We start from the raw sequence: 12,041 nt of genomic DNA, 5'->3' as shown, positions 1-12,041 counted from the left end.
GCTTGGACAGGGACAACGGGGAGGACGAGAAGAAGGACAATCTGCCGGGTCAGCCCTGGGCGCCGCCACCCCCGCCGCCTCCAGATGGTGGATCGCCGGAGGGTGACGGGAAGCACCGCAAGTGACGCTCGGGTCTGACGGGGAAGGCCGCGCCGGCGATGAACTGGCGCGGTATCTCCTCGACATGGGAGTCCTGACGCCCGAGTGGGCGGAAGCGCTCAGGGCCGTACCGCGATCGCGGTTCCTGCCGGATCTCTTCTGGGCGTACGACATGGCGACCGGTCGCAGTCACTCCTTGTCCAGAAGCGACAACCCCGGCGGCTGGGAACGGGCCGCGTACAGGGATGTCCCGTTGGTCACCCAGTGGGACGACGGGCAGCACACCGGCACGGGGCCGGGGACCGTGGGGACCAGTTCCGCGAGCATGCCGTCGGTCGTCGTATCCATGCTGCGGGATCTGAACGTGAGCGACGGTACGCGGGTACTCGAAGTGGGCACCGGCACCGGCTGGAACGCCGGACTTCTCGCCCACCGGCTCGGCGGCGACAACGTGGTCAGCGTCGAGATCGACGCCGCGGTCGCGGCGCGGGCCTCGGACGCGTTGGCCAGTGCCGGGTTCAGCCCACGAGTGGTTGTGGGGGAGGGGGCCGACGGCTGGCCGACCGGGGCACAGTACGACCGTGTGATCGTCACGGCAGGTGTACGACGCCTGCCGGCCGCGTGGCTGGAGCAGACGCGGCCGGGCGGGATCATCCTCGCCCCCTGGGGCACCCACTACAGCAACCAGGACGCACTGGTTCGGCTGACCGTGGGCGAGGACGGCCGGGCCGTCGGGCCGTTCCTGCGCATGGTCGAATTCATGAAGCTGCGGGATCAACGCCTCGACTGGGACCTGTTCCGTGAGCACGTCCAGGAGTTCCCCGGCGATGCCCAGGTGTCCCGAACTTCGTTCACCTTGGCGGATCTTGGAGATCGCTACGACACGCCGTACTTCGTCACGGGCCTCTGCGTGCCCGACTGCGCCCATGTCGTCAACACAGGGGCATCGGACGAAGCGGGTGACGCCAAGGCATGGTTCTTCGACTTCCTCAGCCGCTCGTGGGCGGCCGTCGTCTTCAGCGCCGATACGCCGGACGCCACCGTGTACCAGTCGGGCCCGCGCCGCCTCTGGAACGAGGTGGAGCGAGCCCTCACTTGGTGGATCGAGTACGGAAGGCCCGACTTCGACCGGTTCGGCCTGACTGTGGACCGGGACGGGAGCACCCGCCCGTGGCTGGACGATCCGTCGGGCTTCCTGCCGTTCAGCAACGGCGCCACAGCGCCATGACGATCGAGCCGCCGACAGCGGTGATCGAGATGACAGGCTCTAGCCGGCGGGCATGTGCAGGAGTTTCGATGCCAGGTTTCGGACAGGTGCCACGAGTTCGGGGTGATCACCGAGTTCCGCACGGTGCAGCAGGCGGGCGGCGACGTAGAGCTGTGCGCGGCGTCCATCGGGAGTGTCGAGCACAGGGAAGCGGTGACGCACCTTCGCGGCGAGTTCGGGGGCGGTCAGGCTGTAGCAGTAGAGCGTGGCGGCGTCCGTACCGGCAGGGCCACAGCCCCATAGTTCCCAGTCCAGGATGGCCAGGGGGTAAGGAGATTGGCCCAGTGCAGATCGCCGTGCACGGTCTCCCAACGCTGAATCCCGGTTTCGGCATCAGTGCCGAAGGCGGCCTGGACGCGCCGGTCGACTTTGATCTGATCGATACTTACGCGCTCGGTGGGGGTGGCGGCGAGGACACGGAGAGCCTCGTTGAGGCCCTGCCACCAGTCCTCGGACGGGTCGAGGCCCGGCTGTGCGGTGTCGGTGGGCGAGCACGGTGTGCCGGGCACGAGCGTCATCACCTCGGCGCGCTGGCGGCGCCATTCACCTTCAGCCCACTCGTGCACGTCGAGCACGCGCGGTTTCGGCACCCCGTGTACGTCATTGGCGTCGACGTCTCCCGTCCAGCCGTGGCCCTGTGCCCACTGGGTGGCTCGATCGCGGAGCAATTGTGTTCGGCCGCAGCAGTCAGCAGCCGCGCCACAGCGCCATGACGATCGAACCGCCGACAGCGGTGACCGAAATGAGGTAGAGAGCTTGGGCCTTGGCGTTGCTCACTCGTCCGATTCCTTTGCGGCTTGGGCTTGTTGGCGCTCCTCGTGGAGGTCGGCGAACGAGCGGGTGGTCTCGGCCAGAGCGCGCATCAGCTCGTACGCGTGCAGGAACGGGGCCGTCGCGTCGAAGCTGTCGCACAGGGCGAGCAGCCGGTAGGCGTCCCCGTGGAGGGTGCGGGCCGGCGGGGCGTCGGCGTCCCCGTCGAACTCACTCAGCAGGAGTTGCAGATGGCCCCGGAGCTTGAGTGTGGTCATGTCCACCCAGGCGCGCTCGGGCAGCGGGAGTTGAAAGGCGAGAGCTTCGGTGACCGTGCGGGAGATGGCCGCGGAGTCGAGCGGGGCGGCGGGCACCTGTCGGCACGGCTCCTCGGCGTGGTGACGGTTGAGGGCGGCGAGGAGACGGCGCAGCGTCTCCGAGTCCTGGGCGAACCTCAGCGGCCGTTGCCGCCAATGGGTGCCGGGCGTACGGCGGTTGGCCGTCATGAGGCGGGCACCTCCCGCCTGTCGACCGTGCACCACGTGCAGGTACCGCGCCGCCCCCAGGTGTGCGCGAGCGCGGCGACGAGCAGCAGTCCCCGGCCGGTCTCGTCGTCGGCTGCCGGATTACGGACCTCGACCCGCGCGGGGCAGCCGTCATCCACCTCGATCAGCACATCGCCGCTCCGGTCGTACGAGAGCGAGAACCGGACACGGTCGGTGCGGCCGTGCACCACGGCGTTGCCGACGATCTCGCTGACGAGGAGCTGCGCGGTCTCGACCGCGTCCTGACCGATACCGCCCTCCAGCAGGAGCGCGCCGGCGATACGGCGCAGATTCGCGACGCGGCGGGTGTGGGGGCGGAACGAGATGCTGAGGCGGACGGCGTCGTGTATGTCGACTGCGGTGGGTGGGGCGGGAGTTGCGCTACGCGTGATGGGGGGCATCGGGAGTCCTTGTCGTCGAATCTCCATGCTCACGCAATGCGTTGAATTAACTGCGCTGAGTGAGCTGCGTGTATAGCCTCGCACCAGATGCATCACGGATGGGACTTCGCAGCCGAATTCTGCGTGCGGGAATCTCCGTGAATCAGCCGCCACGCAGGGGGTTTTCACGCCGGGGAGCAGCGGCTCCCGCTATTGCGCAGAAAGTTCCTTGCGGGGGTGGAAGCAACGTCGACACACTGGAAAACGCTCCGAGAGGACAGCAGATGATCACGGACATCGAGTCGGCAGCCCCGGCCCTGTGCCGCTTGCACCTGGGCAACGAACTACGGCACCTCAGGCAGAAGGCCGGGCTGACATCAACTCAGGTTGTCAGGCAGCTCTATTGGAGTCCGTCGAAGCTCACCCGGCTGGAGACGGGAGAGAACTCGGTCGTTGAACCGGTCGATGTCATGGCGCTCTGCCAGATCTTCGGGGCGGACGAGGAGACAAGGGAGCAGCTGAAAGGGTACGCGGCCGTCACCAAGCGAAAGCGCGACTGGTGGCAGTCGACGGAGTACCGACCGGTCATCTCCCCCGGATTCAGGGCGTTCTTGGGTCTGGAGGCCACGGCCGTCGCGCTGCACAACTACGAGTCCGAGTTCGTCCCCGGTCTGCTCCAGACCGAGGCGTACATGCGCGCGACCCATCAGAGCGCGCACCAAGGTCTCAGCGAAGAGGAGATCGCCCGCATGGTGGCCGTGCGAATGACACGGCAGGAGGCGCTACGCCGGGAGGCGCCGCTGAAATTCGCGGCGATCATGAGCGAGGCCGTGCTACACCGGCAGGTGGGAGGCCCGGAGGTCATGCGAGCGCAGCTCACGCATATTGTTGACGTGGCTGCGCTCCCCAATGTCAGGGTCCAGGTGGTGCCCTTCAAGGCAGGTGCCCACCCGGGGATGAACGGGGCTTTCCACACACTTCAGTTCCATGACCGTGACGCTCTCAAGCCAATCATCTACTTCGAGAACCTGGCCGATGCCTGGGTGTGTCGACGCCAGTCGGATGTAGAGCTGCACGAGGAAGCGTTCAGCGAGCTGCAAGCCATCGCTCTCGGGCCGCAGGAGTCCCTGAGCATGATCAAGAAGGCGATGAAGGAGCATTGATACCGATGACGACCACGGCTGGCATGCTGTCCGGCGCCGACTGGTTCAAGTCGAGCTACAGCAACGACCACGGCGGAGCCTGCGTCGAAGGCGCCCAACTCCCCGGCCCCGCCATGGCCGTACGCGACTCCAAGAACCCCCACGGCCCCGCCTTCGTCCTCACCGCCACCGCCTGGACCACCTTCGTCCACGCCCTCGCCGACGGCGAGTTCCCGTGACGGACGATGAGCTGGTGGCGTTCCTGCGGGCGCAGTGGGTGGAGGAACGGCGCGTCGCCCAGGAGAACGCGCTGCGCGCCCTTGCCGCCGTCTACACGAAGCCGGTACCGCCCGCCGAGGCGTATGCGGGCGAGCCACCGCCGGGCGCAGTTCGCCGATCGGTGTGAGCGGCGAGTCCGGCCGGAGTTGGGGGGCAACTGCGTCGGTGTTGGTTCCCGTGATGCTCAACGAGCGTGCTGGCGGCAGAGGTTTATGCCCAGGCCGAGCGCGGTGCGGCCGGCCCGCTGTTCGCGGGCTGTGCGGCTCATCTCGAAGGGCACATCCTCATTGGGCAGAACGAGAAGGAGCGAGCGAGCAAGGTACTCGCGTACGCGGACGGCGAGTCCCCATCCGGCCAGAGGCGGTGACAAGGGGCCGCACCCTTGGGTCGCCGTGCGGTTCGGCGAGTTGCTGGCGAGTGACCCATGGCTGGATCTCGTCTACGATCAGATAGAGAACAGCGGTGTGAGCGAGGGCGACGTGATCCGGCCCTTCGAGTCCGCCCGCACCAGCGGGAGGTCAGCACTCCCGCTCTCGCCGACATCTGCTTGTTCCTGTTCCCCGCGACGTTCGAACCCGTACACGCGGGTCTGGAGCGGCTGAAGGCCTGGAGCGACGAACGATACGAGCGCGGTCGCAGGCTGGTCCTCACGCTGCACGAACATGTCGAGGACACCCGCGACGACGAACGTACTCAGGGATTGGCGGACCTGCGGGCGAAGCTCGACCTGCCCAAGCCCAGGTAGCAGCGGAATGACACGCTGAGGAGGCCGGGAGCGCCGGGAGGGACCGGACAATAGTTCCTGGAATTGCCACGAGGCGAGTGGGCGGGAGAGAAGAAGTGAAGGCAGCGGACCTGACGGTGGAGCAGTGGTGGATCGTGGCCCTGGTCACTCCCGCGCTGTTCGTCGCAGCGGTCTATTTCTGCGTAAGGAACAAGAGAGCCGCACTGTATTCGCTGATCGCCCCCGCCCTCGGAGCCATATCCGTCATCGGGCACAGCCGTATACGAGGCCATGTGGAGACAGAGGCTCTCGTCATCTTCTCGACCTGCATGCTCTCCTTGGCTCTCCTGCTCGTCGCCATGAGGCCGGAGGTACGGAAGATCGCGGAGAAGGCCCGGCTCGGCGAGGAGTACGAGATCCCGAAGTGGAAGATCAACCTCTACGCGGTGCTGGTGTTGACCTTTGCGACCGTCGTTGTGTTCCTGCTCCTGTAGGTCCAACTCTGCGATGACGCCGCCTCGGGCATTAACGAGGAGTTCCAGCATCGGCCCTGTGGGCTGCTTCCCTCCCGGAAGCAGCCGACACCCATGTACCGCGAGAAGCCGTCTGCCGTTCCCGTGTGCGTGAACCCCGTCTTCAGCAGAACCCTGCCGGAGGCTCCGTTCTCCGCCCGGTGCTTGGCGCGCACGGTGGACGGGGACAGCGCGCCGAAGGTGCGCTGGAGGCGTGATTGGTCCGCCGGTCGGCCGCCGTCGCTGCGGCAATGTACGCCGCTGCCGCATCGGCGCCCATCGGGCCACGACTATGGGCGTCGGCTGCCGCTCTCGAAGCGGGAGCACTTCGATTCATGCCAGTCGGCTTGCCGGGCCAACCCCCGCGCGGTGAGTCCGGCGTTCTTGCCGGTCGCGTGACGACGTGAGAGCCAATGGACCTTCTCTCCGGCGGAGATGTTCAGTCCTTCCGTCACCTCGTACTCGAAGCGGATGTATTCGCTGACGGGTTCCGAAACGATGCGCGCCCGGCGTACCGCCACCCCCGGCCGGTCGCTTCGGACACCAACTCGTGCCACTCGGGCCAGCGTTCTGCCGGGTCGATGCGCCGGCCGGCGTGCCAGTCGATGAAGACGGGATCCGACTTCATGTATCCGTCGCGCATCTCCAGATGTACTGCCGAACTTCGGCAATTCCGGAACAGCTCGTCAAACGTCGGTGCCTTGCCGAGTCTGCGCAGGGCCATGATGTCCACCTCCGGTGCGAGTGACGTTCCGTACGGCCAGTGTTGCCGTGCGTCCGCAGCGGAGGCCAGGTGCTTGCCCGAACGTGCCAACCCGGCAGCCCCTCAGCTCAGCTCATCGCAGCCGCGGCCGCCGCGCGTTCGGCCTTGCTGCGCTCCACGCAGAACTCGTTGCCCTCGATGTCCGCCAGCGTCGCCCAGCCCCGGCCGTCGGGGACCCGGTGGTCCTCGACCAGGGTGGCGCCCAGGGCCAGGAGCCGTTCGACCTCTTCCTCGCGGGTGCCGTTCTGGGGTTCGAGGTCGACGTGGACGCGGTTCTTGATCGTTTTGGCCTCCGGGACCTCCACGAACAGGAGCGTGATGCCGTCGGCGACCACCAGCACCTCGTCGTCACCCGGTTTGTCGTCGTCCGCCACCGTCGTGCCGAGCACATCGGCCCAGAAGGTTCCGAGCCGGAAGGCGTCGGTGCTGTCGATGGTCACATGTCCTACGCGAGAAGTCATGGCGGTCACTCTGCATCAGGCGATGACGTGTCCGCAGCTCAATTCGCGCCGGGCGACGACTCGTCGGGCTCGCCCCACTCCCGTACCGCCGTCGCCATCGCCGCGACCGCCCGCGCGGTGCGTGCCGCGTCGTCGCGGACGGTGCGGCTGACCTCGACGTGCAGGAACGGCACGCCCTCGGCGGCGGCGAGCCTGCCCTGGGTGTTGTTACGGCCTTCGAGCGGGCACTCGTCCTCCCAGGCCCGGCAGACCCGGAACCCGTCGTCGCCCAACGCGCCCGCGAGCGTGCGCCCTTGGGGGCGGGCGCGGGTGCCCGCGCCGGTGGAGACCACGAGGTCGCGGCCGGGGACGCTGCGGTCGGCGTAGCCGTGGACCTGGATGGCGGGCAGGCCACGGGCGACGAGTTCGCCGGTGACCGCGTGGAAGACGGTGTCCCGGCGGTGGGCGACATCGGCCGCGTTCCCCTCGCCCGCCCGGCGGTGGGCGCCCGCGATGACCAGGACCCCGCCGGGAGCGGCGCGCAGGACGCCCGCGCCGAGCCGGTCGGTGTAGGCGTCGGCGACCGGGTGCGGGACCTGGACGCTGTAGCGCGGCGCGGTGTCCAGGTCGATGTAGACCCGGCCCCAGCCGCGCCGGGTCTCGTCCGTACGGTCGGCGATCTCCGCGTAACGGCGGCCGGGTCCGTCTCTGCCCCCGTCCACTTCGCGCGGCGCGTCCCGCACGATCCGTACGCCGAAGTCGACCTCGGCCAGCCGGCGCGCGGCCCGCGCGTGCTCGCCGTCCACGTACAGCGCGACGCCCTCGGCCAGGGTCTCGCGCTCGGCGCGGTCCGGGGGCCGGTAGCGGGCGTCGGCGACGACCTCGGTGGCGTACGTGGCGAGCCGGCGCTCCAGGCCGGCCAGGCCGGCCAGGCCGGACGGGGCGCCGTCGGTCGGGCCGGGGCCGGGGGCCGGGGCGTCGGTGCGGGGCCGGTCGAGCGCCGGGACGACCACGGCTACCGCCGCCACGAGGAGCGCGACGAACAGGGCGGTTCGCGCCACGTTTGTCGGCACCGTTATCTTTTTGGTCGGATCGGGGCTCATGTTCGAGAGAAAATATCAGGGTGACACCACACATACAGACCTCCTCCCGAGGCCGCCGCCTGCCCCGGAGCACCGTCGCACTCGTGCTCGCGCTCCTCGCGACGACCGCCGCCGGCTGCTCCCTCGTCGGCGGCGACAGCGACGCCGCGGAGCCGAAGGGGGACCCGGCGTTCACCGTCGCCGCGGCGGGCGACATCCTCATCCACCCCCAGCTGACCGAGCAGGCGTACCGGGACGCGGGTGTCACCGAGGTCCCCGAGGCGGTCGGCAAGAAGGTCGGCGCCGATGTCGCCGACCCCGACTTCGGGCCGATCATGGCGGGGGTGAAGCCCGTCGTCAGCAAGGCGGATCTGGCCATCTGCCATTTCGAGCCGGTGGTGGCAGGGCCGAAGGGCCCGTTCCGGAGCTTCCCCGACTTCCTGGTGCCGCCGCAGATCACCACCGCGATCAAGGAGACGGGGTACGACACCTGCTCGACCGCCTCCAACCACACGCTGGACGACGGCGTCGGCGGCGTGAACCGCACCCTGGGCGCCCTGGACGCGGCCGGGCTGAAGCACACCGGCTCCGCGCGCAGCGCGGCCGAGGGGGCGAAGCCGCTGATCGTGGACGTGAAGGGGGTACGGGTCGCGCAGCTGTCGTACGCCTTCGGGTTCAACGGGCGCGAGATACCGGCCGACAAGCCCTGGATCACCAACCCGAACTCCTTCGACGCGATCGCCTCCGCCGAGAAGGCCGCGCGGAAGGCGGGGGCGGAGGCGGTGATCCTGAGCATCCACTGGGGGCGCGAGCACCACCCCGACCCCAGCGCCTCGCAGCTCAAACTGGGCCGGCGGATCGCGAAGGAGACCGGGATCGACCTGGTCATCGGCCACCACGCGCATGTGGTGCAGCCGATGGAGAAGGTGGCCGGCACCTGGATCGCGTACGGCCTCGGGAACCAGCTCGCGCGGCACGACGTGCCGTCCGGGCTGACCGAGGAAGGCGTCATCGGCTGGTTCGAGTTCCACAAGAAGTCCGGGGGCGGGGGCGGCTGGGACGTGGAGGCGCGGTACGTGCCGACCTTCGTCACCATCCCGCCGGAGGACCAGGAGGACCAGGGCGGCGAGGGCGGTACGGGCGGTACGGGGAGCGACGCCGGTGACGCGGGCGCGGCGACGGACCACCGGCTGCTGGACATCGCGGGCGCGCTGCGCGCGGACAAGGATCTGTCGGTCGAGGAGCGCGCCCAGTACCGGCTCGCCTTCGAACGGACCCGGGGCACGATGCTGAACCGGGGCGCCTCGAAGGACGGGCTGCGGCCGTTGAACGACCTGCCGGACTGACGAGCGAACCGCCGGACCGAACGAGCGCCGGACCGAACGAGCGCCGGACCGAATGAGCGCCGGACGGAGCAGGCGCCGTTCGGCGGACCGGGTCCACCCGACCGCGCTTGCGCGCGTTGACGGAATCACCCGGTCCAAACGTCGCGTAGATCACACCCGTCACTCTTCGTGCAACCTTCCCCAAGGCATGCGAGTCGGACCCTTCCAGCTGGGGTTGTTCTCCGCGCGCCCCCACGCACGCACAGCGCCGGCCGAACACGAACACGAACACCCGAAAGGGAACGCTCATGGCCGCTTCGCCCGCGAAGCGACGGCACAAGGTCCGCAGGCGTGCCGACATGTCCCTCCTGGGCGGTATCCGCCCACCCATCGCGATCCTGTCCGCGCTGCTGCTCTCGCTCGCCGGAATCACCGCCCTCGGCTTCGGCCGCGCCGGCGAGGATTCCGTACCGAAGGCCGTCATGACCTCGCAGCGGCACTTCGCCGAGGACGGCGCGGTCGCCATGCGCGCCTCCATCGACGAGAGCGCCGCCGACCTGGCCAGAACCGCCGGACTCTTCAACGCGGGAGACCCGGCCCAGCCGGACGCCGTGGTCGACAAGATCGGCAGCGTCTACCAGAAGTGGGTGGGCACCGCCGTCGTCGAGATCTCCTCGGGCCGGATGCTCGCGGCACGCGGCGAGAACGTGCCCGTCGCCGCGATCGACACCGCCAAGCTCTCCGAGAAGGGCGGGCTCAGCCCCCGTATGGTGCGCCTCGCCAACGGCGAGACCCGGCTCCTCTCCCTCCAGCTGCTGTCCTGGGAAGGACAGCCCCAGCAACTGCTCATCGCCTCCAGCAGCCTGCGCTTCCCCGGCATCAGCCTCGGCAAGTTCCGCTCCATCGCCGTCATCGACAGCACGGGGCGCATCCTCAGCAGTGACGGCATCCCGGAGACGGAGCAGGTACTCACCGAGGACCAGCGCACCGGCGTCGAGCGCTCGAAGAAGCAGCTCAAGGCGTTCGCGAAGGTCGCCGCCAAGCGGGCCGACGAGCACCCCCTGAAGGCCAACGAGCCCGGCGCGGGCGGCTACTTGGGGGTCAGCGGCAGTCTGCGCGGCGACACCTTCCAGGGTGACCGCGCCATCGCCGGTTACGCGGCCCTCACCGGCCCGGAGCCCGGCAAGGGCACCGTCGCCACGTCCCTCGGACTGACCGTCGTGGCCATGGTGGACGTGGCCGAGGACCCGACCCGGGTGACCGACCCGCTGTTCGGGCTGCTCGCCGCCGGGGCGCTGCTGCTGATCGGCGCGCTCGCGGTCGGTGTCCTGCTCGGTACGGTCCAACGGCCGCTGCTGCGGCTGTTCCTGGAGAGCCGGCGGCTCACCCGGGGCGATCTCACCCGGCCGGTGCGGGTGCCGCGCCACGGCGAGGCCGCCCGGATCGGGCAGGCGCTGGAGCGGCTGCGCCGCCAGCTCCTCGGGGAGCGTTCCGACCCGGACGAGGCCGGGGCGGGCACGTCCGGCGGTGGTACGGCACCACGCACCGGCCGCCGGGGCCGGATCGGCGCCCGCGCCCTGCTCGCCGTCTGCGGCATCCTGCTGCTCGTCTGGTCGGCCCCGATGCTGCTCCTGGTCAACCGGGCCGACGCCACCGCCGTCGTACCGGAACAGATAACCAACGACCAGCGCGAACGCACCGACACCCTCTCCGACCGGGTGCGCCGCTCGCTCAACGAGGGCCACGCGGACCTGGTGTCCGTCGCCGGTCTGCTCGGCGAGCGCACCTCGCCCGAGGACATGACGAAGGTGCTCGACCGCACCCGTACCGACCACACGCGCTACCGCTCCCTGTACGTACGCGCCGCCGACGGGGAGATCCTGGCCCGGTCCGGCGAGTCCCCCCGACTCCCCGAGGACGAGCAGGGCGAGCAAGGCGCCGGCAAGGACGGCAGGCCGTTCACCGACGCCATCACCGTCCTCAACGACTCCGGCACGGAACCCGTCATCGCGAGCTACGCCGAGCTGCCCGGACGCGACGGCAGCACGGTCGTCGGCGAGTTCCGGATCGACTTCATCAACTCCCTCCTCAAGCGGCCGGGGCTCGGCGAGATCCGTGTCGTCGACGCCGAACGCCGTGTCCTCGGCGGCAATTCGGGCTATCTGGCCTTCGAGGACCTGCCCTCGGCACGGCTGACGGAGCTGGCCGCAGGCACCAGCCAGAAGACCGGCATCAGCGCCCGGGCCGGCGCGGTCGTCTACCGCGACGGCGGCGGCGTCCAGGTCGCGGGCGCGGCCCCGTTCGTCGGCGGCGGCGCGGCCAAGTCGCTCAACTGGATGGTGGTGAGCTGGCAGCCGGCCGCCGGACTCGCGATCCCCGAGTACAGCCTCCAGAACCGCACCATCCTGGCGGGCCTGCTCGGCGTCACCGCCGCCGCCGCGTGCCTGGGCTGGCTGCACATCGTCGTCGTACGGCCGCTGCGCGACGTCGCGAAGCAGGCCGAGTCGCTGGCGGGCGGCGACCGCCGCACCGTGCTCTACCCGCGCCACCACGACGAGGTCGGCGCCATCGCCCGCTCCCTGGAACTGCTGCGCCAGCAGGTGCTCGAACAACGCAAACGGGACGGTGCGGGGGCGACGGCCCCCACCGCCGCCCCCGCGCACACCTCTGAGCACACCTCTGCGCACACCTCAGCGCACACACCCGCGCACACACCCGCCGGAAGGAACTGAC

General features: G+C 69.6%; 13 protein-coding genes and 1 pseudogene. 8 read left to right on the top strand and 6 right to left on the bottom strand.

Going from position 1 to position 12,041, the window contains the following annotated elements:
* Positions 1–121: 121 nt before the first annotated feature.
* Positions 122–1,327 carry a methyltransferase domain-containing protein gene (locus OG700_RS23125; protein ID WP_405616523.1) on the top strand — a complete coding sequence of 402 codons (1,206 nt, stop codon included), beginning with the start codon at positions 122–124 and terminating at the stop codon, positions 1,325–1,327.
* A 224-nt stretch (positions 1,328–1,551) separates the two neighbouring features.
* Here OG700_RS23125 and OG700_RS23120 read toward each other — a convergent pair whose 3' ends face one another.
* The 3 genes from OG700_RS23120 to OG700_RS23110 form a co-directional block, all read right to left on the bottom strand.
* Positions 1,552–1,941 (bottom strand): hypothetical protein, encoded by a 390-nt coding sequence (locus OG700_RS23120; RefSeq protein ID WP_405616521.1) that lies wholly within the window; start codon positions 1,939–1,941, stop codon positions 1,552–1,554.
* Positions 1,942–2,139: 198 nt separating this feature from the next.
* Positions 2,140–2,622 carry a DUF6415 family natural product biosynthesis protein gene (locus OG700_RS23115; protein ID WP_405616519.1) on the bottom strand — a complete coding sequence of 161 codons (483 nt, stop codon included), beginning with the start codon at positions 2,620–2,622 and terminating at the stop codon, positions 2,140–2,142.
* Entirely contained in the window at positions 2,619–3,062 is a 444-nt protein-coding gene (locus OG700_RS23110; RefSeq protein WP_405616517.1) for an ATP-binding protein, read from the bottom strand. The genes OG700_RS23115 and OG700_RS23110 overlap by 4 nt, the downstream gene beginning before the upstream one ends.
* 263 nt (positions 3,063–3,325) lie before the next feature.
* Here OG700_RS23110 and OG700_RS23105 point away from each other — a divergent pair, with 263 nt between their 5' ends.
* From OG700_RS23105 to OG700_RS23085, 5 genes are all read left to right on the top strand, one after another.
* The gene (locus tag OG700_RS23105; RefSeq protein WP_405616514.1) at positions 3,326–4,204 is read left to right on the top strand and encodes a helix-turn-helix domain-containing protein; all 879 of its coding nucleotides are present in this window, start codon (positions 3,326–3,328) and stop codon (positions 4,202–4,204) included.
* A gap of 5 nt (positions 4,205–4,209) precedes the next feature.
* Positions 4,210–4,422, top strand: coding sequence for a DUF397 domain-containing protein (locus OG700_RS23100; RefSeq protein WP_405616512.1), 213 nt, complete (start codon positions 4,210–4,212; stop codon positions 4,420–4,422).
* Positions 4,419–4,589: a hypothetical protein gene (locus OG700_RS23095; RefSeq protein ID WP_405616510.1), complete on the top strand. Its 171-nt coding sequence runs from the start codon at positions 4,419–4,421 to the stop codon at positions 4,587–4,589. The genes OG700_RS23100 and OG700_RS23095 overlap by 4 nt, the downstream gene beginning before the upstream one ends.
* Before the next feature lie 420 nt (positions 4,590–5,009).
* Positions 5,010–5,207, top strand: a complete 198-nt coding sequence (locus OG700_RS23090; protein WP_405616508.1) for a hypothetical protein — start codon at positions 5,010–5,012, stop codon at positions 5,205–5,207.
* Positions 5,208–5,302: 95 nt separating this feature from the next.
* Entirely contained in the window at positions 5,303–5,680 is a 378-nt protein-coding gene (locus tag OG700_RS23085; protein WP_405616506.1) for a hypothetical protein, read from the top strand.
* Positions 5,681–6,087: 407 nt separating this feature from the next.
* On the opposite strand, the pseudogene OG700_RS23080 reads toward OG700_RS23085, so the two are convergent.
* From OG700_RS23080 to OG700_RS23070, 3 genes and pseudogenes are all read right to left on the bottom strand, one after another.
* Positions 6,088–6,422: pseudogene (locus tag OG700_RS23080) on the bottom strand (DUF6879 family protein); the annotation flags it as partial.
* 107 nt (positions 6,423–6,529) lie between these two features.
* Positions 6,530–6,922, bottom strand: coding sequence for a VOC family protein (locus OG700_RS23075; protein WP_405616504.1), 393 nt, complete (start codon positions 6,920–6,922; stop codon positions 6,530–6,532).
* A 38-nt stretch (positions 6,923–6,960) separates the two neighbouring features.
* On the bottom strand, positions 6,961–7,962 hold the full coding sequence (locus OG700_RS23070; RefSeq protein ID WP_405616502.1) for a hypothetical protein: 1,002 nt from the start codon (positions 7,960–7,962) through the stop codon (positions 6,961–6,963).
* A gap of 62 nt (positions 7,963–8,024) precedes the next feature.
* Between OG700_RS23070 and OG700_RS23065 the strand changes: the two genes are divergently transcribed.
* Both OG700_RS23065 and OG700_RS23060 read left to right on the top strand, forming a co-directional pair.
* The gene (locus OG700_RS23065; protein WP_405616500.1) at positions 8,025–9,329 is read left to right on the top strand and encodes a CapA family protein; all 1,305 of its coding nucleotides are present in this window, start codon (positions 8,025–8,027) and stop codon (positions 9,327–9,329) included.
* Positions 9,330–9,616: 287 nt separating this feature from the next.
* The gene (locus tag OG700_RS23060; RefSeq protein WP_405616498.1) at positions 9,617–12,040 is read left to right on the top strand and encodes a HAMP domain-containing protein; all 2,424 of its coding nucleotides are present in this window, start codon (positions 9,617–9,619) and stop codon (positions 12,038–12,040) included.
* Position 12,041 lies beyond the last annotated feature (1 nt).

Source organism: Streptomyces sp. NBC_01508 (genome assembly GCF_045040315.1).
Lineage (GTDB): Bacteria > Actinomycetota > Actinomycetes > Streptomycetales > Streptomycetaceae > Streptomyces.
Note: the sequence above shows the minus strand (reverse complement) of the source record. Positions and strands in the feature narration are given on the sequence as shown.

Bases quoted from the DNA above. Each gene is read 5' to 3' on its own strand.
- OG700_RS23110 (WP_405616517.1), bottom strand. From the start codon at position 3,062: ATGCCCCCCATCACGCGTAGCGCAACTCCCGCCCCACCCACCGCAGTC.
- OG700_RS23105 (WP_405616514.1), top strand. From the start codon at position 3,326: ATGATCACGGACATCGAGTCGGCAGCCCCGGCCCTGTGCCGCTTGCAC.
- OG700_RS23115 (WP_405616519.1), bottom strand. From the start codon at position 2,622: ATGACGGCCAACCGCCGTACGCCCGGCACCCATTGGCGGCAACGGCCG.
- OG700_RS23075 (WP_405616504.1), bottom strand. From the start codon at position 6,922: ATGACTTCTCGCGTAGGACATGTGACCATCGACAGCACCGACGCCTTC.
- OG700_RS23100 (WP_405616512.1), top strand. From the start codon at position 4,210: ATGACGACCACGGCTGGCATGCTGTCCGGCGCCGACTGGTTCAAGTCG.
- OG700_RS23060 (WP_405616498.1), top strand. From the start codon at position 9,617: ATGGCCGCTTCGCCCGCGAAGCGACGGCACAAGGTCCGCAGGCGTGCC.